Genomic DNA, 21,180 nt, shown 5'->3' on the forward strand with positions numbered 1-21,180 from the left:
GTTACCTCGTCTTGCGGCGCCAATAGCCGCTAACCGTCCAATAAATAGCCAACTGGCTTAACCAAACCCACCAACCCGCCCACAGGTTATGGGTAAGAAAATGTGCGCCGCGCATGATCTGACCAAAGCCCATCACCATGCCTAGCGCGATGCCGCCGCACCAACACCACCAGGCGAGGCGCGGGCGCTGCGGATAAAACAGGAAAAACAACGCCATCACCGCGAAACCGCTCGAGGCGTGCCCGCCGGGGAAACAGCGGCCGGGGCCCGGCAGCGCCGGTACCGCGCCGAATAAAGGGAAGGACATCGCCTTGCCGCCGTACTCAATCAGATCCCACGGGCAGGAGTGCGCGCTGGTGGCTTTGAGAATGCCCACCACCAGCGGGCCGATGCCAATCAGCAGCATGGTCACGATCAGGCGCGCGCTGCGGCGATAGATGCCCCAAAACAGCGTCAGCACCGCGCCTACGATCACTATCTGTTTCAACAGGCGGTGATTGATCAGATCCAGCCAATAATTGTTTTGCCACGGGAAATGCCCGCTGGCGGCATCGTACCAATAGTTGCTGATCGCCCAATCCAGCTGTTCGTTGCGGGAGAGCCACAGAAACACCAGACCGCTGATCAGCAGGCCAAAAACCTGCCAACGGTAAAAGGATGTCGACAGGGAGTAAAGGGCGGTTGTCTTAATTTGCGGTGTCGTTGAGGATTGATTTAATGACGATTCTGGATTCACGCGCAGGCTCGGTGACAGGATTGAATGACGTCACTGTAATAATTCTGTCTTAAGAAAACCTTAGTCCGCCGGCAAGAAAATCCTATCTGATACACCCGCTTGTGCGAAGCTAATCGCTTGTTTTTCTCGTCTTAACCCGAGGGGGTGCTGGCTAATTGCTCCGCTTAACGGTTTATATCAGGCGATTGTCACTATTGATTGCCTATTGTAAAGAAGATTAAACCTGTGGCGGGCTTGGCGGTAGTGTATTAGTTTATAGTCGGATTATTTGACAAAGTGTAGGGATAAAACATGAACAAGGCATTCGTTGTATTTTCCGGCCTGCTGATGGCCGTTTCCGCTGGCGCTATGGCGGCGACCTCTGGCGATGACGCAGACATGAGCAAACAGCCGCTGGAAAAAGTCGCGCCTTACCCGAAAGCCGAGAAGGGCATGAATCGCCAGGTGATCTACCTGCCGAAGCAAGAGCACGAAGAGAACTACAAGGTAGAACTGCTGATCGGCAAGACGCTGGAAGTGGACTGCAACCGCCATATGATTGGCGGCACGCTGGAGACCAAAACCCTGTCCGGCTGGGGTTACGATTACCTGGTGCTGGAGAAGCTGTCTGAACCGGCCTCGACCATGATGGCCTGCCCGGACAATACCAAGACCAAGAAATTCATCGCCGCTAACCTGGGCGACGCCGCGATGCAGCGCTACAACAGCCGCCTGCCGATCGTGGTGTATGCGCCGAAAGACGCGGAAGTGAAATACCGCATCTGGAAAGCCGAAGATACCGTAAGCCAGGCTGAGCAGAAATAACCGCCGCCTGACGCCGCTCCGCTGGCCATTCCCGGTTGGCGGAGCCTTTCTCCTTCCTGTCTCCTGATCATTCCCGCATCTTTGACACTCGACTGATTGCTTTCGGACGTGGCTTTTAGGCGCGACATGGCAACGAAATACGCAAGCCAATACCTCTTCACAAGTGCACAGGAAGCACGCAGCTGCATGGATGGAAGAGGATGCGCGCGTATAGAAATAGAGCAAAGAAATCTTTACTGAAGTGTGATAATTTTGCGCATGCCCTATTAATGGAATGACACAGAAGATAAGGATATCCAATGCGTTATCGTTCGCTAACGCTCGACGAGCCCCGTAACAGCCGCACACCTGGAGAGTTGCTTGATGATGGTGCGCCTGTGCCGACCACGGAACCCTGCGAGTGGGCAGGCACCGTATGAAACTGATTCATTTCTCCTCTGAACACACGGCGCCGGAAAGCTTTTCCAGGATACTTAACCCGACAGCAGCGCGGCATGAGCTGGAACGGCATTATTTGTTCGGCGGCGCGGCCGGCATATCGATAAGCAGCCGGTATCCTATTACCCGCAATACTCAATCCGGGATTGGCGTCACCGGTTATCGTGAGGACGTGGCTATGAAGCGCAGCGTACTCGATGAGATCAACCGGGGCGGCTTGCTGGCGATTGATCAGGGAATGGGCACCTGGACGCCGACGAAATATGCCTTTTACGTCGACGCGGAAGGCCGATTACAGCGCTACCCAGGCAGCTCTCTTCCCGCCTTTTATCCTACCGGGCGCGTGATCGCCCGTTATGAAGAAATGGTCAGCCGCTATGGCCACCGGGCAAAACCGACGGTGCTGCCGGCGAGGCAGAATACGACCCGGAATCCCCCTCTGCAACAAGCCATCGCGACCGCAGTGGCAACCGTTGCCGCCACGGTGCAGGCCATCCGTCCACTGACCAAGGCAGAACGCTGGCAAGAACGCCAGTACCTGATAGGGCGAGGCAACCGCAGCATTTACCCGGATGCGCGCCTGGCGGCACAGCGCCTGGCGGAGAACAACGTCGCGGTCGAAAAGGCGAAGTTGGCTGAGAATGTCTATAAGACCACTAACCCGCTCAAGGACACGATAGACATCCCTGAAGGCTGGAAGGATATCAGTAACAATGATGGGGCGCTGGGTCGGCTAGGTTTGAGCAGTAACATGCTTTATGACAAACCAATGAATCCCGATTTTTTAGCCCGAGTTTATCAGCCAGACGAGAGTGTCTTTGGTAAGGCGATGAACCCGACGGTGGTGTTCCGCGGATCGCGCGCACCAGAATTCCCGGAGGGGATAAGCCACGCAGCCCAAAAAGCCTTATTAAGGGGGGACTTGTCAGGCGTTAAAAATCTCAGTGACTGGAAAAACAACGGTGCTCAAGGAATAGGACTTAATTCTGAATACTACAAAAAAGCGGTTGGTATTGGCGATAAAATTTCAAAAGTATCCAATATCGACGTTGCAGGTCATTCATTAGGAGGAGGTATGGCGTCCGCGGCCTCTATGGCCAGCGGCAAACCTGCTTGGACGTTTAATGCAGCAGGCCTGAATGCGGGAACCGTCGAAAAATACGGCGGCTCTATAATAGGCAGCGCCGATAATATTCAGGCGTATCGCGTAAAAGGAGAGCTGTTGACCAAGCTGCAGGAGGTTGATTTATGGGAGGATGCCAAAGACCTCAAATTTTATCCGCCTGCGGTGATGGCGAAAGAACGGTTGTCCATGTTGGCGCCTGACGCCGTGGGAGTAAAGCATACGCTTCCCGGTGGAACAGGTTCACTGCTGGATAAGCACGGTATAGACCAGGCGATACAATGCATTGAAAATGAGAAAGACGATGACATTGCCACAATCAAGGGTCGAATATGAAAAAAATCATACTCATTATCACGATGCTAGTGTCTACGCTCATCATGCAGGGGTGCAAACAAGGTATGGATTTACAACCACAGGATTATTTTGACGGTCAGCAATTGGACATTGCCAAAGCCATTTATGATGGTGACAGGCCGCAGTTGGATAAACTGTTGTCATCAGTAAACAAAGAGATCTTAAATCGTCCAGCTAAGGAAGAAATGACCTTATTGTTTTGGGCAATAAACAATGCCATCTATGACAAAACCACACCTGAAAGGCTGAAAATTATCACTGACTTGGTAAAAGCCGGAGCAGACCCTTTACAGCCTCAACCTAACACGCCGGGTAGTCCCGCTGAATTTGTTATGAAAGCGGATAAAGGCATCTGGATACAGGCTATGTTAGAGGGCGGACTCTCTCCAAATGCTAAGGATAAGGTTCATAATCAACCCATTATATTCAATAGCATCTTTGCAAAAAACACAGAGACATTAGAGGTCATGTTGGATTATGGCGCTGATATAAATATAAGAAATTCACTGGGTGATACGCTGCTCATCGATGCTTTAGATTATCACTCCTATGACCACGTCATTCTTCTATTAGAAAAAGGCGCCGATAGCGATATAAGAGGCAACTCGGGTTGGACGATGGGCAATCAACTGCAACGGCTGATTAATAGAAGTCAGGATGGCAGCGAGGCGAAAGCGTCTCTTGAGCGCATCAAAGACGAGCTAATTAAGCGTGGTGGGAAATGGCCGCCGGCTCCTGTCAGTCAATAAGCAAACCCGAAGTGGCGGGATGCTAAGATCAATCCAATTAGTGACCGACGGTACCGTTATGGCCAGTGGCGACGAGAGTGCTGTTGTTAAGTCCCGTTTGTGACGCCATCTCTTTGAACAGTGGAGGACCCACAAGCAGCGTTTCTATGTTGAAACCTGCACATTGATAGGGATGCTGGCGTAAGCGACGCTCAGAGATAGGATGCTTTATGCCTGACGACGAGGCCGCGACAGCGGGTGTTGCGGGCTGCTTCAGGCAACAAAAAACCCGATAATCTTGAACCTAAAAGGCGGGATTATCGGGCTCCACAAAATGGGGACATCAAAGAAAAGCAGTGGCACTAATTCAGACTGCGGCCCCCAACGAAAGTTCTGGCCGGCGACAAAAAAATCAAAATATTTTTATCGCCGATCCATCTCTCCCGCTAATCGATCAGCCGAGTATGCCCGGCCATAGCACCACGATGAGTGAACCCGCCAGCGTTAACAGCACGTTAGCGATGGCGTAGGTGCCGGCGTAACCCAGCGCCGGGATGTTGCTGCGCGCGGTATCGCTGATGATCTCCATCGCCGGTGCGCAGGTGCGGGCGCCCATAATCGCGCCGAACAGCAGGGCGCGGTTCATGCGCAGCACGTAGGCACCGAACAGGAAGCAGATAATCACCGGCACCAGACTGACGATCAGCCCGGCGATCAGCATCTGGCCGCCGACCGCGCCCAGGCTGTGGCCGATGCCGGCGCCGGCGCTCAGGCCTACGCCCGCCATAAACACCATCAGGCCGAACTCTTTCACCATGTTCAGCGCCCCCTGCGGAATGTAGCCGAAGGTCGGGTGGTTGGCGCGCAGGAAGCCGAGCATAATGCCGGACATCAGCAGGCCGGCGGCGTTGCCGATGCCGAACGAGAAGTTGCTGAACTGTATGGTGATCTGGCCGATCAAAAGGCCGATGATGAAGAAGGCGCAGAACGCCAGCAGATCGGTCACCTGGCTGTGAATCGAGATAAAGCCAATTTTCTCCGCCACGCTCTTCACCCGGCGCGCGTCGCCGCTCACCTGCAGCACGTCGCCTTTGTTGAGCACGATGCTGTCGTCGATCGGCATTTCGATCTGGCTGCGGATCACGCGGTTGAGGAAGCAGCCGTGGTCGGTCAGCTTCAGCTGGCTCAGGCGTTTGTTCACCGCGTTGCTGTTCTTCACCACGATCTCTTCGGTCACGATGCGCATGTCGAGCAGATCGCGATCGAACACTTCCTTACCGTTGCGGAAGCTCGGATCCAGCCGCGCGTGGGCGTCCGGGTAGCCGACCAGCGAAATCTCATCGCCCACCTGCAGCACCGCGTCACCGTCCGGGTTGGCCAGAATGCCGTTGCGGCGGATGCGTTCGATGTAGCAGCCGGTCTGGCGGTAGATGCCCAGCTCGCGCAGGTTCTTGCCGTCGGCCCAGGCCACCAGCTCGGGGCCGACGCGGTAGGCGCGGATCACCGGCAGGTAGACCTTGCGCTGGCTGTCGGTGTCCAGGCCGCGTTCACGAGCGATTTGCTGGGCGGAGGTGGACAGATCCTGGTGCTGCAGCTTCGGCAGGTAGCGCGCGCCAAAAATCAGGCTGACCAGACCGATCAGGTAGGTGAGGGCATAGCCGAGGCTCAGATGATCCTGCGCCGCCAGCAGCGCCGGGCCGTTGACGATGGTGTTGCGCAGCGTATCGCCGGCCCCCACCAGCACCGGCGTGGAGGTCATCGAGCCGGCCAGCATGCCGGCGGTCAGGCCGATGTCCCAGTGGAACAGCTTGCCGAGACCGATGGCGATCACCATCGCCGAACCGACCATCACCAGCGCCAGCATCAGGTAATTTTTGCCGTCGCGGAAGAAAATCGAGAAAAAGTTAGGCCCGGCTTCCACCCCGACGCAGAAAATAAACAGCATGAAGCCGAGATTCAGCGCCTCGGTGTTAATGGCGAAGTGTTGCTGGCCGAGCAACAGGGAAACCACTAAAACGCCAATGGAATTACCGAGTTGGACGGAGCCCAGACGGAGTTTACCGAGGCACAGCCCCAGCGCGAGTACCACGAACAGTAACAGAATGTAGTTACCGTTTAACAAACTAGCGACGTTTATGTTCACGGAGGATAACTTATTGTTTACCAGTAAGTGCTTGATATAGATAACTATAAGAGATAAATTCAGCCTTAAAACGACGTCATAAATCACCACCAGCAGAAAGCGAAGCGAACCATCGTTCGGCGGCGTTCATTCTAGACGCTATGACCGATGACAGCCAGCACAGAAAGCTGATTTCCTGCGCCGCCGTGCGCATTTAACTCTCTTTTGACCAAGGAAAAAATTCGGTTCAGCGTCACCTCACGGGTGGCCGGGCTGATTTCTATTGATGCGGTAATTGGGCGGGGGAGAATTCGCATGACGAGTTATCGATATTGGCTGGGCATTCTCAGCTGTTTTCTGTTGTTCAACCTGGTGTTTCTCGGCCAGCAAACCGGCCTGTTCGGCAGCACGGATCATGAGCACCACGGGGAAACCGGCCTGCTGCTGTTTGTGATCCCCGGCGCGATCGCCAGCTATCTGTCGAGCCGCAAGCGGCTGCTGTGTCCGCTGCTGGGGGCGCTTTATGCCTTGCCGCTCTGCCTGCTGATCCGTCACTTCTGGCTGACGCCGTCCTATTCGTTCTGGCAGGAGCTGGCTTACGCCACCAGCGCGGTGTTCTGGTGCGTGTTCGGCGCGATGCTGATGCTGTTCGCCCTCGGTCTGTTGCACACGCTCCAGCAGCTGCATCGGCGGCAGCGGCAATAAAAAAAGGCGCGTTAAGCGCCTTTTTTGTCGTTCAAAAACTTACTGGAACAGGTTCAGGTGTTCTTTAGCGTAAGCTTCGAAATCGGTGCAACCGCCGATGTGCTTCTCGTCCAGGAAGATCTGCGGCACGGTTTCAACCGGTTTACCGACGGTTTTTTCCAGATCGGCCTTGGTGATGCCTTCCGCGTGGATGTCAACGTAACGGAAGTTGAAATCGTCGCGTTCTTCAGTCAGTTTTTCCGCCAGTTCTTTAGCGCGGACACAATAAGGACAGCCAGGACGCCCGAAGATTACTGCAAACATGCAACGCTCCTTAATTGGATTTTCAAAAAATTGTTCGCTACCGCAACGACATCCCGTCACCGAAAAAGTCATTACCTGCGTCAGATGGCGCCTACTATGCCCGTTGAGGCGGTGAAAAAAAAGCAGGAATTACCTGTTAATCTGATTCATGTAACCAATTAGTCTGCCGGGGCTGTCGCCGTCGACGGGAATTCACTACACTGGGGGCAGACCTTCTGGAGAAGAAAAATATGCGTTCATTCGGTGACTTACCGCGCCCGGTGCTGGTGTTGGAAGGGCTGGGCATCGTGATGCTGGTATTGGCCTACCTCAGTATTCACGGCCACCTGCAGCTGCCGGGCTGGCTGGCGTCGCAACAGGCGGCGGTCGGCATGATTTTCCTCGGCGTGGCGCTGATGGTGCCGGCGGCGGCGTTTCTGGTATGGCGCGTGGTGCAGGGGTTCGGGCCGCTGATGCGCGGCGGCCTGCCGCCGGAAAACGATCGCCGCAAGCCGCAAGATGCGGACGCATCGAAAAATCATCAGGACAGCGATCCGCGCGCCTGAGCGCCGCGGCCGCTAACCCGCCTGCGGGGCAGGCGTTGGCCTTTTTGGGGTGACGAGTGAAAATTGCCATTCTTTCTCGCGACGGATCGCTCTATTCGTGCAAACGGCTGCGTGAAGCGGCGGAAGAGCGCGGGCACAGCATCGATATCATCGATCCGCTTTCCTGTTATATGAACATCAACCCGGCGGCGCCGACCATTCACTATCGCGGCCGTCAGTTGGAGCGTTATGACGCGGTGATCCCGCGCATCGGTTCCGCCATCACCTTTTACGGCACCGCGGTGCTGCGCCAATTCGAGCTGCTCGGCAGCTACCCGCTCAACGAATCCGTGGCCATTACCCGCGCCCGCGACAAGCTGCGTTCGCTGCAACTGTTGGCCCGGCAGGGTATCGATCTGCCGATCACCGGTTTCGCCCATTCACCGGACGATACCGGCGATCTTATCGAACTGGTCGGCGGCGCGCCGCTGGTGGTCAAGCTGGTGGAAGGCACGCAGGGCATCGGGGTGGTGCTGGCGGAAACTCGCCAGGCGGCGGAAAGCGTGATCGACGCCTTTCGCGGCCTGAACGCCCATATTCTGGTGCAGGAGTACGTGCGCGAAGCGCTGGGCCACGACGTGCGCTGCCTGGTGGTGGGCGGCCGGGTGGTGGCCGCCATCGAGCGGCAGGCGAAGCCCGGCGAGTTTCGTTCCAACCTGCACCGTGGCGGCAGCGCCCGCAAAGTGACCATCACCGCCAGGGAGCGGGCGATTGCGGTCAAAGCGGCGAACACGCTGGGGCTGGACGTCGCCGGGGTGGATATCCTGCGCGCCGAGCGCGGCCCGCTGGTGATGGAGGTCAACGCCTCACCGGGGCTGGAAGGGGTGGAAACCACTACCGGGCTGGACATTGCCGGCATGATGATCGAATACATCGAGCAGCGCGGCCGGCCGGGGTTCCGCCTGAAATCGGGCGGCTGACGGTACGCGCGTTGCGCTTTTCCCGCCGAGCAATATCTTAATTAGTGAATTAAGCCGCATTGATCGTGGCGTATCGGGTGAATATTCCGTAAGCTATGCGCCTTTTCGCGTTTTGAATATTGTGAGGCTGGTTATTATGGATTCACTCATTGTCCCCGATTTGGCGCTGTTGCGGCGCTGGCTGGATCAGTCGGGCATTTCTTTCTTTGAGTGCGATTCCTGCCAGGCGCTGCACCTGCCGCACATGCAGAACTTCGACGGCGTGTTCGACGCCAAGATAGATCTGGTGGACAACGTCATTCTGTTCTCCGCGCTGGCCGAGGTGAAGCCGACCGCGCTGATCCCGCTGGTGGCGGACCTGAGCCAGATCAACGCCAGCTCGCTGACCATCAAGGCCTTTGTCGACATTCAGGACGACAACCTGCCGAAGCTGATCGTCTGCCAGTCGCTGAGCGTGGCGGTCGGCATCACCTACGAGCAGTTCACCCACTTCATGCAGCAGGGCGAAGAGCAGGTCTCGATGGTGATCCTCGAGGCGCGGGCGAACGATCTGCTGTTTATGGGGGATGAAGAAGAGATCCCCACTGGCGCCGTGCGTCAGCCGATGCTGCACTGATCCTCGCTGTACCTTAAGCATGCCGTCGCTCCGGCGGCATGCTGCCGTGACTCCCCTTCGCAATTAAATATTCTGCACTTAGGCCTCTGCCGCCCGATCTTTCTCGGCTTTTACGCCATTAATGCCGTATCACATAGAGAAAAATTGCATAAAAAATCGATAAATGGCGTTTTTTACCCTGGGGGCTGGCGGGTTGCGATGGCAGCGGCTATGCTGCTGATTCTGCAAAGGGCTTGCGATTTCCCTTGTAACCACGCGAGCAGGGCAGTGCAAAAAGGCGCATGCAATCATATGCATAGCCATTCATTTCGCGGTTGCAACGATTGCGCTCAATCAGGAAAGGTTTTGTATCGCTGCAGATACAAGTTCAATTCTATGATTTACCCTGTTTTGGAGGAAGTTACGGATGGTCACCCAACGTAAAAAGTGGTTATCGGGTGTGGTTGCCGGTCTGTTGATGGCTGCGTCCGTCACGGCGTCAGCCGAAGAGAAAACGCTGCACGTGTATAACTGGTCCGACTATATCGCGCCGGATACCCTGGCCAAATTCCAGAAAGAAACCGGTATCAAAGTGGTGTACGACGTCTTTGACTCCAACGAAGTGTTGGAAGGCAAACTGATGGCGGGCAGCACCGGTTACGATTTGGTGGTCCCTTCATCCAACTTCCTCGAGCGTCAGTCGCAGGCCGGCATTTTCGAGCCGCTCGACAAGAGCAAGATCCCCAACTACAAAAATCTCGATCCCGAGATGCTGAAGCTGGTGGCGCATAACGACAAAGACAACAAATACGGCATCCCTTACATGATGGTGACCACCGGCATCGGCTATAACGTCGACAAGGTGAAAGCGGCGTTGGGCAAAGACGCGCCGGTCAACAGCTGGGATCTGATCTTCAAGCCGGAAAACCTGGAGAAGCTCAAGAGCTGCGGCGTCTCCTTCCTCGATGCGCCGAGCGAGGTCTACGCCACCGTGCTGCATTATCTGGGCAAAGATCCCAACAGCACCAACGCGGCGGACTACACCGGCGCGGCCAACGATCTGCTGCTGAAGCTGCGGCCGAACATCCGCTATTTCCACTCTTCTCAGTACATCAACGATCTGGCGAACGGTGACATCTGCGTGGCGATCGGCTGGTCCGGCGACGTGATGCAGGCGGCCAACCGCGCCAAAGAGGCGAAGAACGGCGTGAATGTGGCCTATGCGATCCCGAAAGAGGGGGCGCTGACCTACTTTGACATGTTCGCCATGCCGGCGGACGCCAAAAGCAAGGACGCCGCCTACCAGTTCCTGAACTTCCTGCTGAAGCCGGACGTGATGGCGGACATCAGTAACCACATTTACTACGCCAATGCGGTGAAAGACTCCACGCCGCTGGTGAACGCCGAAGTGCGCGATAACCCGAACGTCTATCCGCCGGCCGATTTGCGCGCCAAGCTGTTCACGCTCAACGTGCAGTCGCCGAAGCTGGACCGTGTCATTACCCGCGCATGGACTAAAGTTAAAAGCGGGAAGTGATGATGGGGGAGCCCCCCATCGTCGGTAAACCGGCAGGCGGGTGTTCCCCGCCTGCATTGCCGTTTTGGGCCACGGCGCTCGCCGTGGTTTTGTGCCGCTTTACGCCGGAGAGCACCCCGATTGAACGACGCTATTCCTCGTCCTCAAGCCAAGTCGCAGAAGGTTTTCACCCCTCTGCTGGAAATCCGTAACCTCACCAAAACCTTCGACGGGCAGAATGCGGTCGAAGACGTCAGCCTCACCATCTATAAGGGTGAGATCTTTGCGCTGCTTGGCCCGTCCGGCTGCGGCAAGTCCACCTTGCTGCGCATGCTGGCCGGTTTTGAACAGCCGACGGAAGGGCAGATCGTGCTCGACGGGCAGGATATGTCGCATGTGCCGCCGTACCAGCGGCCGATCAATATGATGTTTCAGTCGTACGCGCTGTTCCCGCACATGACCGTGGAGCAGAATATCGCGTTTGGCCTTAAGCAGGACAAAATGCCGCGGGCGGAGATCGCCGAACGGGTGGCGGAAATGCTGGCGCTGGTGCACATGCAGGAGTATGCCAAGCGCAAACCGCACCAGCTTTCCGGCGGCCAACGGCAGCGGGTGGCGCTGGCGCGCAGCCTGGCCAAGCGGCCGAAGCTGCTGCTGCTGGATGAACCCATGGGCGCGCTGGACAAGAAGTTGCGCGACCGCATGCAGCTGGAAGTGACCGACATTCTCGAGCGCGTCGGCGTGACCTGCGTGATGGTGACGCACGATCAGGAAGAAGCGATGACCATGGCGGGGCGCATCGCCATCATGAACCGCGGCAAGTTCGTACAGATCGGCGAGCCGGAAGAGATCTACGAGCATCCGAACAGCCGCTTCAGCGCCGAATTTATCGGTTCGGTCAACGTCTTCGACTGCGTGCTGCAAGAGCGCCACGACGATGCGCTGATCCTGCAAAGCCCGGGGTTGCGCCATGCGATCAAAGTGGATCCGGACGCCTCGGTGGTGGACGGCGTGCCGATCCAGGTCGCGCTGCGGCCGGAAAAGATCCTGCTGTGCGAACAAGTGCCGGAAGACGGCTGCAACTTCGCGGTGGGGGAAGTGGCGCACATTTCCTATCTGGGCGATCTGTCCATCTACCACGTGAAGCTGCATAGCGGGCAGATCATCAGCGCCCAGCTGCAAAACGGCCATCGTTTCCGCAAGGGGATGCCCACCTGGGGCGATGAAGTGCGTCTATGTTGGGAAACCGACAGCTGCGTCGTGTTGACGGTGTAGTGGAGCCGGTGAGGAGTAACCCGTATGACCCTGCTTTCTGAACGCGCGCCGGAACCGCCGGCCAAAGCGCCCGGCGCCCTCAGGGCGCTGTTCCATCGCCTGCTGATGGCCCATGGCCGCAAGCTGGTGATCGCGCTGCCGTATTTATGGCTGACGCTGCTGTTTATGCTGCCTTTCCTGATCGTGTTCAAGATCAGCCTGGCGGAGTTGGCGATGGCGGTGCCGCCCTACACCGAGCTGATGAGCTGGGTGGACGGCAAACTGAACATCGCGCTCAACTTCGCCAACTACCTGCAGCTGACCGACGATCCGCTGTATATCGACGCCTATCTGCAGTCGCTGCGCGTGGCGGCGATTTCGACGCTGTGTTGCCTGATCATCGGCTATCCGCTGGCCTGGGCGGTGGCCCACAGCAAGGCGTCGACCCGCAACATCCTGCTGTTGCTGGTGATCCTGCCTTCCTGGACCTCGTTCCTGATCCGCGTCTATGCCTGGATGGGCATTCTGAAAAACAACGGCACGCTGAACAACTTTCTGATGTGGTTAGGGGTGATCGACCAGCCGCTGGTGATCCTGCATACCAACCTGGCGGTGTATATCGGCATCGTCTATTCCTACCTGCCGTTTATGGTGTTGCCGATCTACACGGCGCTGATCCGGCTGGATTACTCGCTGGTGGAGGCGTCGCTGGATCTGGGCGCCCGGCCGCTGAAAACCTTTTTCAGCGTGATCGTGCCGCTGACGCGCGGCGGCATCATCGCCGGCTCGATGCTGGTGTTCATTCCGGCGGTGGGGGAGTTCGTGATCCCGGAGCTGCTCGGCGGGCCGGACAGCATCATGATCGGCCGCGTGCTGTGGCAGGAGTTCTTCAATAACCGCGACTGGCCGGTGGCCTCGGCGGTCGCCACCATCATGCTGCTGTTGCTGATCGTGCCAATATTGTGGTTCCACAAGCACCAGAACAAGGAAATGGGAGGCCAGGCATGAACAACTTGCCGGTAGTGCGTTCACCGTGGCGCATCGCCATCCTGACTGTCGGCTTTACCTTCCTGTATGCGCCGATGCTGATGCTGGTGATTTACTCCTTCAACAGCTCCAAGCTGGTGACGGTGTGGGCCGGCTGGTCCACGCGCTGGTATAGCGAACTGTTCCACGATTCGGCGATGATTAGCGCGGTGGGGCTCAGCCTGACCATCGCCGCCGCCGCCGCCACCGCCGCGGTGGTGCTGGGCGCCATCGCCGCGGTGGTGATGGTGCGTTTCGGCCGTTTTCGCGGCTCGACCGGCTTCGCGTTTATGCTGACCGCGCCGCTGGTGATGCCGGACGTGATCACCGGCCTGTCGTTGCTGCTGCTGTTCGTGGCGATGGGGCACGCCTTCGGTTGGCCGTCGGAACGCGGCATGTTCACCATTTGGCTGGCGCATGTCACCTTCTGTACCGCTTATGTGGCGGTGGTGATCAGTTCGCGCCTGCGCGAGGTGGATCGCTCAATTGAAGAGGCGGCGATGGACCTGGGGGCGCCGCCGCTGAAGGTGTTTTTCGTCATCACCTTGCCGATGATTGCGCCGGCGCTGATCTCCGGCTGGATGCTGGCGTTTACCCTGTCGCTGGACGATCTGGTGATCGCCAGTTTCGTCTCCGGCCCAGGCGCCACCACGTTGCCGATGCTGGTGTTCTCCAGCGTGCGCATGGGGGTGAATCCGGAAATTAACGCGCTGGCCAGCCTGATCCTGCTGGTGGTGGGCATTCTCGGCCTGATCGCCTGGTGGTTTATGGCGCGCTCGGAAAAACAACGATCGCGTGAATTGCAGCGGGCGGCCCGTAGCTGAATCGTAACAAACCTGCTATTTTTGCAATCAATAAGTATTGCAACTAACTACCTGACTTTACATGCGCCATTTGAATGGCTCCAATGAATTTCACACTGCCGCCAACAACGCGGCAATGTGAAAGGCGTAGGGGCAGTGGCGCGTCGTAGCGGAACACGGATATGTCAGACATGCTGAAAAGCGGGCAGGGAATAAGATCGACTTCGGATGCGCCGGTGCCGGTGATGGTGGCGGGCACTGCCATGGTGGCGATCAAGTGTATCAGCGTGGTGCTGCTGCTGGGCGAGCTGGGCGTCGACGGCGCGAAGGAGTTTGTCAGCACCAGCGCGCAGGCGTGGGATTCCACCTTTATCTTTCTGGCCGGGCTGATGCTGCTGTGCCTGCAAATCAGCTGCGGTTTTGCGGTGATGCGCGGCCGCAACTGGGGGCGCTGGGGCTACGTGGCCTGTCAGTGCATCGTGGTGCTTTACCTGCTGCTGGCCACCATCGGCAGCGTCTTCCCCGAGGTGTTCACCGTGGAAGGGGAAACCAGCGGCCAAATCCTGCACGTTCTGATACTGCAAAAGATCCCCGACGCGGTGATCCTGGCGCTGCTGTTCGTCCCCACCGCCAGCCGCCGCTTCTTCACCGCGCGCAAGTGAGATTTTAGGCGCGCGGAGTGGTAAACTCTGCGCCCTTAATTCGTCATCCTGAACTTCACGGTATCTTCATGCATTGCGCTTTGTATACGGCGGGCACCTGCCGTTCCTGTCAGTGGCTGGAAAAGCCCTATCCGCAGCAGCTGGCCGACAAACAGCATCACCTGCAATCGCTGCTGGCCGGGCGCGATGTCGCGCAGTGGCTGCAGCCGGCGGCGGGGGAACTGAGCGCATTTCGCAATAAAGCCAAGATGGTGGTCAGCGGCAGCGTGGAGCGACCGCTGCTCGGCATGCTGCACCGCGACGGCACGCCGGTCGATCTGAGCGACTGCCCGCTGTATCCCGCCGGCTTTGCGCCGATGTTTGCGGTGCTGAAAAGCTTCATCGCCCGCGCCGGCCTGACGCCGTATAACGTGGCGCGCAAACGCGGCGAGCTGAAATACCTGCTGCTGACCGAAAGCACGCTCGACGGCGGCGTGATGCTGCGCTTCGTGCTGCGCTCGGAAACCAAGCTGGCGCAGCTGCGCGCCGCGCTGCCGTGGCTGCAGCAGCAGCTGCCGCAGCTCAAGGTGATCTCCGCCAATATTCAGCCGGTGCATATGGCGATCATGGAAGGGGAGCGCGAGATCGCGCTGACCGATCAGCAGGCGCTGGAGGAACAGTTCAATCAGGTGCCGCTGTTCATCCGCCCGCAAAGCTTCTTCCAAACCAACCCGCAGGTGGCCGCCGATCTGTATGCCACCGCCCGCGACTGGGTGCGCGCGCTGGGTATCGACAGCATGTGGGATCTGTTTTGCGGCGTCGGCGGTTTCGGTCTGCACTGCGCGCAGCCGCAAACTCGCCTGACCGGCATTGAAATCAGCGCGGAAGCGATCGCCTGCGCGCGCCAGTCGGCGCAGCGATTGGGGTTGCTGCAGGTCGATTTTCAGGCGCTCGATTCCACCCGCTTCGCCACCGCCGAAGGGCAGGTGCCGCAGCTGGTGTTGGTCAACCCGCCGCGGCGCGGCATCGGCCAGGCGCTGTGCGATTATTTGAGCCGGATGGCGCCGGATTACATTCTGTATTCCAGCTGCAACGCCGAGAGCATGGCGAAAGATATCGAGATGTTGCCGGGGTACCGCATCGAACGGGTGCAGCTGTTCGACATGTTCCCGCATACCGCGCACTACGAAGTGTTGACGCTGTTGGTGCGGCGTTAAAGGCGCTTTTTGGCAGCGGTGTAAGCCGCTGAACGTTCGCGTTTGCCCACAGACAGGACCAGAACCACGATCTCCGTTTCCATGACGCGATATACCAAACGAAAGCCTGAGGCTCTGAGTTTGATTTTGTAGCAATCGGGCAAACCGGCGAGTTTGTTGGTGGGGACGTGGGGATTAACCAGCACCGATGCCAGCTTTTTTTTGAACTGTTCCCGGATCACCGGGGACAGTTTTTTAAATTCCTTCAGCGCATGTTCTTCGAATTCAAGCTTATAAGTCATCCAAATTGACCTTAATGCGTTTGCCGTTCATCCGTGAACGAACGATTTCAGCGAGTTCGATATCTTCCAGGTATTCCGCGATCGCCTCCCAGGTTTCCGGAGAGACGTAATATCCCGAAATCTTACCGTTGGTCAGGACGGCGACCGGTTGCCCTTGTGCCTCTTTAAGGGCGGCGTTGGGCGATTTTTTAAAATCGCTGATGCTGACTGCGGAGTCGGCGAGGATGGGTTGAACCGTCATGATGTTATCCTTGATGCTAAATTCAGTATCAAATTTAGCACTAACCGGATGCGGTAGCAATCCGATGGAGCCGCCGAAGGAGGGCGACTCCACATGCGGACTTACTGCGGGAACCATTTGTCGTTGATGGCCTTGTAGGTGCCGTCGGCCTTGATGGCGTCCAGCGCGGCGTTCAGCTTGGCCAGCAGCGCCTGATTGTCCGGACGCACCGCGATGCCGAGGCCGGTGCCGAAGTATTGCGCATCGGTGATATGTTCGCCGACCGGCGCCAGCTGCGGGTTGGTTTTGAGCCACTCGTTCACTACGGCGGTATCGCCGAAGACGCCGTCGATACGGCCGTTTTTCAGCTCCAGAATAGCGTTCTGGTAGCTGTCGTAAGAGACGGTGTTAATCTCCGGGTGCTTGTCCTGCATGTATTTCTGGTGGGTGGTGCCGTTTTCCATGCCGAGCTTTTTGCCTTTCAGATCCGCCAGCGAGCTGAACTTGCCTTTTTGCGCGATCACAATCGCCGAGTTGGCATAGTAAGGTTGGGTGAAGGCGACCTGTTTGCTGCGCTCCGGCGTGATGTCCATACCGGAAATCACCGCATCGTATTTTTTGAATTTCAGCGCGGCGATCAGGCTGTCGAACGCCTGGTTGGTGAAAGTGCACTGCGCCTGCATCTGTTTGCACAACGCGTTGGCCAAGTCGATATCGAAGCCGACGATCTGGTTGTTGGCGTCCAGCGATTCGAACGGCGGATAGGTGGCGGAGGCGGCGAAGCGGATAGTCTCGGCCGCGGTGGCGTTAAAGGTCATTCCGGCCAACATCGTCGCGGCAAGCAGCAGTTTTTTCATGCGTAGAGCTCCTGTCTGGATCCTGAAAGTGATTATTTCGCTATCGTTTGTTTTTACTGGTAATCGCCAGAGGTTTTTGCGAGGACACCTGCTGATAACCCTGCCATTGAGTGAATTAAAATGCAATATAAATGATTAAATATTGCAGTGGGGATAAAAAAAGCCCCGCGCAATGGCGGGGCTGGAGAGGGGATGGCTTCAGTTGCGGCGCTCAAACGCCAACGCGCGGCGCTCCACCAGCCGCATCAGCAGCGTCAGCAGGCCGTTGACGCACAGATACACCAGACCTGCGGCGCCGAACACCATCACGTCGTAGGTACGGCCGTACATCAGCTGGCTATAGCCCATCACTTCCATCAGCGTGATGGTGTAGGCCAGCGACGTGCTTTTGAACACCAGCACCACTTCGTTGGAGTAAGATGACAGCGCGCGCTTGAAGGCGAACGGCAGCAGAATGCGCAGCGTCTGCCGGCGCGACATGCCCAGCGCTTCGCACGACTGCCATTGTCCGGCGGGGATGGCGCGCACCGCGCCGTAGAACAGCTGCGTGGTATAGGCCGCGCTGTTCAGCGCCAGCGCAATCATCGCGCACAGCCAGGGCTGCGACAGCAGGTTCCACAGCCAAGGGTAGTCGCGGATCGCCGGAAACTGACCGGGGCCGTAGTAGATCAGGAAGATCTGCACCAGCAGCGGCGTGCCGGTGAACAGCGTCACGTAGATCTTGACCAGCGGCGTCAGGATCGGCGTTTTCAGCGTCAGGATTACCGTCAGCAGCAGCGACAGCAGCAGCGCGACCAGCAACGCGGCGACGGTTAGCGTCAGGCTGGTATGCAGCCCTTTGAGGATTTCCGGTAAATATTCAATCATCAGACCGGCCCCCGTTCAAACCGCGTGGCGCGCAGCTCAATGCGCTTGATGACGTATTGGCTGAACAGCGTCACCAGCAGATAGATGGCCGCCGCGATCACGTACCAGGTAAAGGGTTCCTGGGTGCGGGTGGCGATGCTTTTGGTTTGCAACATCAGATCGTTCACGCTGATCAGCGACACCAGCGCGGTGTCTTTCAGCAGCACCAGCCACTGATTGCCGAGGCCGGGCAGGGCATGGCGCCACATCTGCGGCATGATCAGGCGAAAGAAGATCGCCGCTTTGCCGAGACCCAGCGCCTGGCCGGATTCCCACTGCCCCTGCGGTACCGCTTTGAGCGCGCCGCGCAGCGTCTGCGAGGCGTAGGCGGAATAGAGCAAGGCCAGGGCGATCACCCCGCACAGGAACGGGCTGACTTCGAAATTGTCGATCGCCAGCTGAATCGGCAACTGAAACAGACCGAGGTTAAGGGTAAAGCCGTCGGAGAGCATCAGCAGCAGCTGCGACGAGCCGAAATAGATAAACAGCACCACCAGGATTTCCGGCAGGCCGCGCAGCACGGTCACCCAGGCGGTGCCGAGCCAGCTGACGGCTTTCCAGCGGGACGATTCCCATACGGCGAACAGCATCGCCAGAATCAGCCCGAGGATCAGGGCGCAAACGGCAAGGCCGACGGTCATGCCGGCGGCGCTTGCTAAAGGTTGTAATTCATTCATCGGGGCGTATTACTGCTGGAACCATTTTTTGTAGATGGTTTCATAGGTCCCATCCTGCTTGATCTTGTCCAGGGCGGCGTTGAACTTGCCCTGCAGATCGGTATTTTTCTGGCGTACCGCGATGCCGAGGCCGGTGCCGAAGTAGTCTTTATCCGTTACTTTGGCGCCCACTGTCGCCAGCGCGTCATTCTGCTTCAGCCACTCGTTGACCACCGCGGTATCGCCGAACACCGCATCAACGCGGCCGTTCTTCAGATCCAAAATGGCGTTTTGGTAGCTGTCGTAAGGCACGGTGGTGATTTCCGGGTGCTTGTCGGTCAGGTATTTTTGGTGAGTGGTGCCGTTTTGCACGCCGACTTTCTTGCCTTTCAGCGCCGCCACGTCGGCGATTTTGCCTTTCTGCGCGATGAACAGCGCCGAGTTATCGTAGTACGGCTTGGTGAACAGCACCTGCTTTTCACGCTCCGGCGTAATGTCCATACCGGCCATGACCGCATCGAAACGCTTGAACTTCAGGCTTGGGATCAGGCTGTCGAACGCCTGATTGGTGAAGGTGCACTCGGCCTGCATCTCTTTGCACAGCGCGTTGGCCAGATCGACATCAAAACCCTGAATTTTGTTGCCGGCGTCAATAAATTCAAATGGAGGATAGGAGGCTTCGGTAGCGAAACGGATGGTTTCGGCTGCGGAGGCGGAAACGCTGATGCCGGCCAGAACGGCGGCGATTATTAGTTTTTTCATCGCAAACTCCCCAAATTACAGCAATTTAATTGTTAGTGTGATAAGTAGTTGGCAAACTCGGTGGTCCGCGGCTGCGTGAAGTGGCTGCTGTCGCCTTGCTCCACTACATGGCCGTTTTCCATGTACACCACGCGGCTGGCGGTCTTGCGCGCCACTTCCACTTCGTGGGTGACGATCACCTGAGTGATGCCGGTGCCGGCCAGTTCGCGAATGATGCTGACGATCTGGGCGGTGATTTCCGGATCCAGCGCTGCGGTCGGTTCATCGAACAGCAGCACCTGCGGCTCCATCATCAGGGCGCGAGCGATCGCTACGCGCTGCTGCTGGCCGCCGGAAAGGTGCAGCGGAAAGCGATCGGCGAAGTCGGTCAGGCGCAGACGCTTGAGCAGCTTGTCGGCGCGCTCCATCGCCTGAGCCTTGGTCAAACCCAGCACGCGGCAAGGCGCTTCTATCAGGTTCTGGACCACGGTGAGGTGAGGCCACAGGTTGTATTGCTGGAAGACCATGCCGACATTTTGCCGCAGTTCGCGAATGGCTTTTTCGCCCGGCGCCTGCTTGAAATCGAATTGGTTGCCGGCGATCTTTAGCTGACCCGAACGCGGCATTTCCAGCAGGTTAAGCACCCGCAGCAATGAACTTTTCCCGGCGCCGCTTGGGCCAAGCAGCACCAGGGTTTCCCCGGCTGGACATTCCAGCGTGATGTCAAACAGCGCCTGGTGAGCGCCGTAATAGCAATTAATACCGTTAAGTTGAATACTCATGCGCCAGAATTGAATAGACATTGATGCCGCAAATGTTAACTTCCACAGAATACTTATGCAATCTTTGTGCGTTAAAATTTATGAGTGTGCGGCGGGACAGTAAAAGATTAGCACAAGATACCGCGACTCAGGCCGAGGGAGGGGATTTGTGGCGCAGGCTGTGAGATCGGTAGCGAAATTTTTTCTATCGGACGAAATCTGAGCGGCGCAAGGGGAGACGGGAACGACCGACGCGGCGGGCCCGCGTCGGCCGGGGAGTGCGGGTTATCGGTTTTCCAGCACCTGACGCACGCTGCCGTTGGTGGCGTGTGCTGGAACATTCAGGTAGCGAATATCATCAACCACCCAGCAGGTGCCTTCGCGCACCATCAGCACTTCGTCTTGCCAGTTCACGGTACTGTTGGCGTCTTTCTGGTAGCTCAAGTCAACGCGCAGCGGGATGTTCTTCGCATCGGTGTTGGGAATGGTCGAGGCGCTGGCGACGGACGCGCTGCTTGGCCCTTGCGCGTTGCCGGAGAACAGATCGCCGGTTATCTGATGCTTGCCCGGATTTTGAGCGGCGCTGACCAGATCCTGATACAGCACTTTGCTCAGATAAGGCTGCAGCTGCGCCAGGCGGTTGCTGTCCGGCAGGCTGGAACCTTGCTGGATGCGCAGGTCATAGAACTTTTGCGCGACCGTATCCGGGCCGCCTTCCACACAGCTGCCGCTGCGGGTGCCGATATCCTTGTATGCCGGTTCCACCGTGGTACAGGCACTCAGCAACAGCGCTAAGGGTAAAACAGCCGCAATCGTTTTTGTTTTCATCTTATTACCTTATGTGAAAGTCTCTACCATGAAGACCGATAGCTTACAGTATAAATGC

General features: G+C 57.5%; 24 protein-coding genes. 13 read left to right on the forward strand and 11 right to left on the reverse strand.

The genetic code is table 11. The features are described from left to right. Position 1 precedes the first annotated feature (1 nt). Positions 2-736 carry a phosphatase PAP2 family protein gene (locus ACSBQS_RS03890; protein WP_047024962.1) on the reverse strand — a complete coding sequence of 245 codons (735 nt, stop codon included), beginning with the start codon at positions 734-736 and terminating at the stop codon, positions 2-4. A gap of 291 nt (positions 737-1,027) precedes the next feature. Here ACSBQS_RS03890 and eco point away from each other — a divergent pair, with 291 nt between their 5' ends. The 3 genes from eco (at position 1,028) to ACSBQS_RS03905 (ending at position 4,207) form a co-directional block, all read left to right on the forward strand. Continuing rightward, the gene (gene eco, locus ACSBQS_RS03895) at positions 1,028-1,540 is read left to right on the forward strand and encodes a serine protease inhibitor ecotin (protein WP_342162992.1); all 513 of its coding nucleotides are present in this window, start codon (positions 1,028-1,030) and stop codon (positions 1,538-1,540) included. 415 nt (positions 1,541-1,955) lie between these two features. After that, complete coding sequence (locus ACSBQS_RS03900; protein ID WP_197666917.1) at positions 1,956-3,437, forward strand: phospholipase; 1,482 nt, start codon at positions 1,956-1,958, stop codon at positions 3,435-3,437. Continuing rightward, positions 3,434-4,207, forward strand: coding sequence for an ankyrin repeat domain-containing protein (locus ACSBQS_RS03905; RefSeq protein WP_197749609.1), 774 nt, complete (start codon positions 3,434-3,436; stop codon positions 4,205-4,207). The genes ACSBQS_RS03900 and ACSBQS_RS03905 overlap by 4 nt, the downstream gene beginning before the upstream one ends. A 433-nt stretch (positions 4,208-4,640) precedes the next feature. Here ACSBQS_RS03905 and ACSBQS_RS03910 read toward each other — a convergent pair whose 3' ends face one another. Then, the gene (locus tag ACSBQS_RS03910; protein WP_004938680.1) at positions 4,641-6,329 is read right to left on the reverse strand and encodes an aspartate:alanine antiporter; all 1,689 of its coding nucleotides are present in this window, start codon (positions 6,327-6,329) and stop codon (positions 4,641-4,643) included. 294 nt (positions 6,330-6,623) lie between these two features. On the opposite strand from ACSBQS_RS03910, the gene ACSBQS_RS03915 reads away from it, so the two are divergent. After that, the gene (locus ACSBQS_RS03915) at positions 6,624-7,013 is read left to right on the forward strand and encodes an inner membrane protein YbjM (RefSeq protein WP_033642521.1); all 390 of its coding nucleotides are present in this window, start codon (positions 6,624-6,626) and stop codon (positions 7,011-7,013) included. 39 nt (positions 7,014-7,052) lie between these two features. Here the strand turns inward: ACSBQS_RS03915 and ACSBQS_RS03920 are convergent, their stop codons facing one another. After that, entirely contained in the window at positions 7,053-7,316 is a 264-nt protein-coding gene (locus ACSBQS_RS03920) for a GrxA family glutaredoxin (protein ID WP_004938676.1), read from the reverse strand. 230 nt (positions 7,317-7,546) lie between these two features. Here ACSBQS_RS03920 and ACSBQS_RS03925 point away from each other — a divergent pair, with 230 nt between their 5' ends. The 9 genes from ACSBQS_RS03925 (at position 7,547) to rlmC (ending at position 15,872) form a co-directional block, all read left to right on the forward strand. Then, positions 7,547-7,861: a YbjC family protein gene (locus ACSBQS_RS03925; RefSeq protein WP_033642522.1), complete on the forward strand. Its 315-nt coding sequence runs from the start codon at positions 7,547-7,549 to the stop codon at positions 7,859-7,861. Between the two features lie 56 nt (positions 7,862-7,917). After that, on the forward strand, positions 7,918-8,820 hold the full coding sequence (rimK, locus tag ACSBQS_RS03930; RefSeq protein ID WP_197666414.1) for a 30S ribosomal protein S6--L-glutamate ligase: 903 nt from the start codon (positions 7,918-7,920) through the stop codon (positions 8,818-8,820). A gap of 136 nt (positions 8,821-8,956) precedes the next feature. Beyond that, positions 8,957-9,436 (forward strand): YbjN domain-containing protein, encoded by a 480-nt coding sequence (locus tag ACSBQS_RS03935; protein ID WP_072627973.1) that lies wholly within the window; start codon positions 8,957-8,959, stop codon positions 9,434-9,436. A 406-nt stretch (positions 9,437-9,842) separates the two neighbouring features. Beyond that, positions 9,843-10,952, forward strand: coding sequence for a spermidine/putrescine ABC transporter substrate-binding protein PotF (gene potF, locus ACSBQS_RS03940; RefSeq protein WP_033642524.1), 1,110 nt, complete (start codon positions 9,843-9,845; stop codon positions 10,950-10,952). Positions 10,953-11,072: 120 nt separating this feature from the next. Next, positions 11,073-12,206, forward strand: coding sequence for a putrescine ABC transporter ATP-binding subunit PotG (gene potG, locus ACSBQS_RS03945; RefSeq protein WP_004938650.1), 1,134 nt, complete (start codon positions 11,073-11,075; stop codon positions 12,204-12,206). A 24-nt stretch (positions 12,207-12,230) separates the two neighbouring features. Continuing rightward, positions 12,231-13,193 (forward strand): putrescine ABC transporter permease PotH, encoded by a 963-nt coding sequence (gene potH / locus ACSBQS_RS03950; RefSeq protein ID WP_046686755.1) that lies wholly within the window; start codon positions 12,231-12,233, stop codon positions 13,191-13,193. After that, on the forward strand, positions 13,190-14,035 hold the full coding sequence (potI, locus tag ACSBQS_RS03955; RefSeq protein WP_042784088.1) for a putrescine ABC transporter permease PotI: 846 nt from the start codon (positions 13,190-13,192) through the stop codon (positions 14,033-14,035). Before potH ends, potI begins: the two co-directional genes overlap by 4 nt. Before the next feature lie 161 nt (positions 14,036-14,196). Beyond that, a complete protein-coding gene (locus tag ACSBQS_RS03960) occupies positions 14,197-14,676 on the forward strand; it encodes a YbjO family protein (protein ID WP_047024958.1) in 480 nt (159 codons plus the stop codon). 68 nt (positions 14,677-14,744) lie between these two features. Further along, positions 14,745-15,872 carry a 23S rRNA (uracil(747)-C(5))-methyltransferase RlmC gene (rlmC, locus tag ACSBQS_RS03965; protein WP_197666413.1) on the forward strand — a complete coding sequence of 376 codons (1,128 nt, stop codon included), beginning with the start codon at positions 14,745-14,747 and terminating at the stop codon, positions 15,870-15,872. Here the strand turns inward: rlmC and ACSBQS_RS03970 are convergent. The 8 genes from ACSBQS_RS03970 to ACSBQS_RS04005 form a co-directional block, all read right to left on the reverse strand. Beyond that, positions 15,869-16,153, reverse strand: coding sequence for a type II toxin-antitoxin system RelE family toxin (locus ACSBQS_RS03970; protein WP_004928427.1), 285 nt, complete (start codon positions 16,151-16,153; stop codon positions 15,869-15,871). The two genes, rlmC and ACSBQS_RS03970, sit on opposite strands and share 4 nt — an antisense overlap. Next, on the reverse strand, positions 16,143-16,394 hold the full coding sequence (locus ACSBQS_RS03975; RefSeq protein WP_004928423.1) for a type II toxin-antitoxin system Phd/YefM family antitoxin: 252 nt from the start codon (positions 16,392-16,394) through the stop codon (positions 16,143-16,145). The genes ACSBQS_RS03970 and ACSBQS_RS03975 overlap by 11 nt, the downstream gene beginning before the upstream one ends. A gap of 101 nt (positions 16,395-16,495) precedes the next feature. Further along, positions 16,496-17,230 carry an arginine ABC transporter substrate-binding protein gene (artJ, locus tag ACSBQS_RS03980; protein ID WP_015377297.1) on the reverse strand — a complete coding sequence of 245 codons (735 nt, stop codon included), beginning with the start codon at positions 17,228-17,230 and terminating at the stop codon, positions 16,496-16,498. A gap of 198 nt (positions 17,231-17,428) precedes the next feature. Then, positions 17,429-18,097: an arginine ABC transporter permease ArtM gene (gene artM, locus ACSBQS_RS03985; RefSeq protein WP_099783622.1), complete on the reverse strand. Its 669-nt coding sequence runs from the start codon at positions 18,095-18,097 to the stop codon at positions 17,429-17,431. Continuing rightward, positions 18,097-18,813 (reverse strand): arginine ABC transporter permease ArtQ, encoded by a 717-nt coding sequence (gene artQ / locus ACSBQS_RS03990; RefSeq protein ID WP_025159684.1) that lies wholly within the window; start codon positions 18,811-18,813, stop codon positions 18,097-18,099. Before artQ ends, artM begins: the two co-directional genes overlap by 1 nt. Positions 18,814-18,822: 9 nt before the next feature. Then, the gene (gene artJ / locus ACSBQS_RS03995) at positions 18,823-19,554 is read right to left on the reverse strand and encodes an arginine ABC transporter substrate-binding protein (protein ID WP_033642533.1); all 732 of its coding nucleotides are present in this window, start codon (positions 19,552-19,554) and stop codon (positions 18,823-18,825) included. 32 nt (positions 19,555-19,586) lie between these two features. After that, positions 19,587-20,315 (reverse strand): arginine ABC transporter ATP-binding protein ArtP, encoded by a 729-nt coding sequence (gene artP / locus ACSBQS_RS04000; protein WP_089192582.1) that lies wholly within the window; start codon positions 20,313-20,315, stop codon positions 19,587-19,589. A 264-nt stretch (positions 20,316-20,579) separates the two neighbouring features. After that, positions 20,580-21,122, reverse strand: a complete 543-nt coding sequence (locus ACSBQS_RS04005) for a lipoprotein (protein ID WP_033642535.1) — start codon at positions 21,120-21,122, stop codon at positions 20,580-20,582. Positions 21,123-21,180: the final 58 nt, after the last annotated feature.

Source organism: Serratia sp. H402Y (assembly GCF_051172415.1).
In the GTDB taxonomy this organism is placed as follows: domain Bacteria; phylum Pseudomonadota; class Gammaproteobacteria; order Enterobacterales; family Enterobacteriaceae; genus Serratia; species Serratia ureilytica.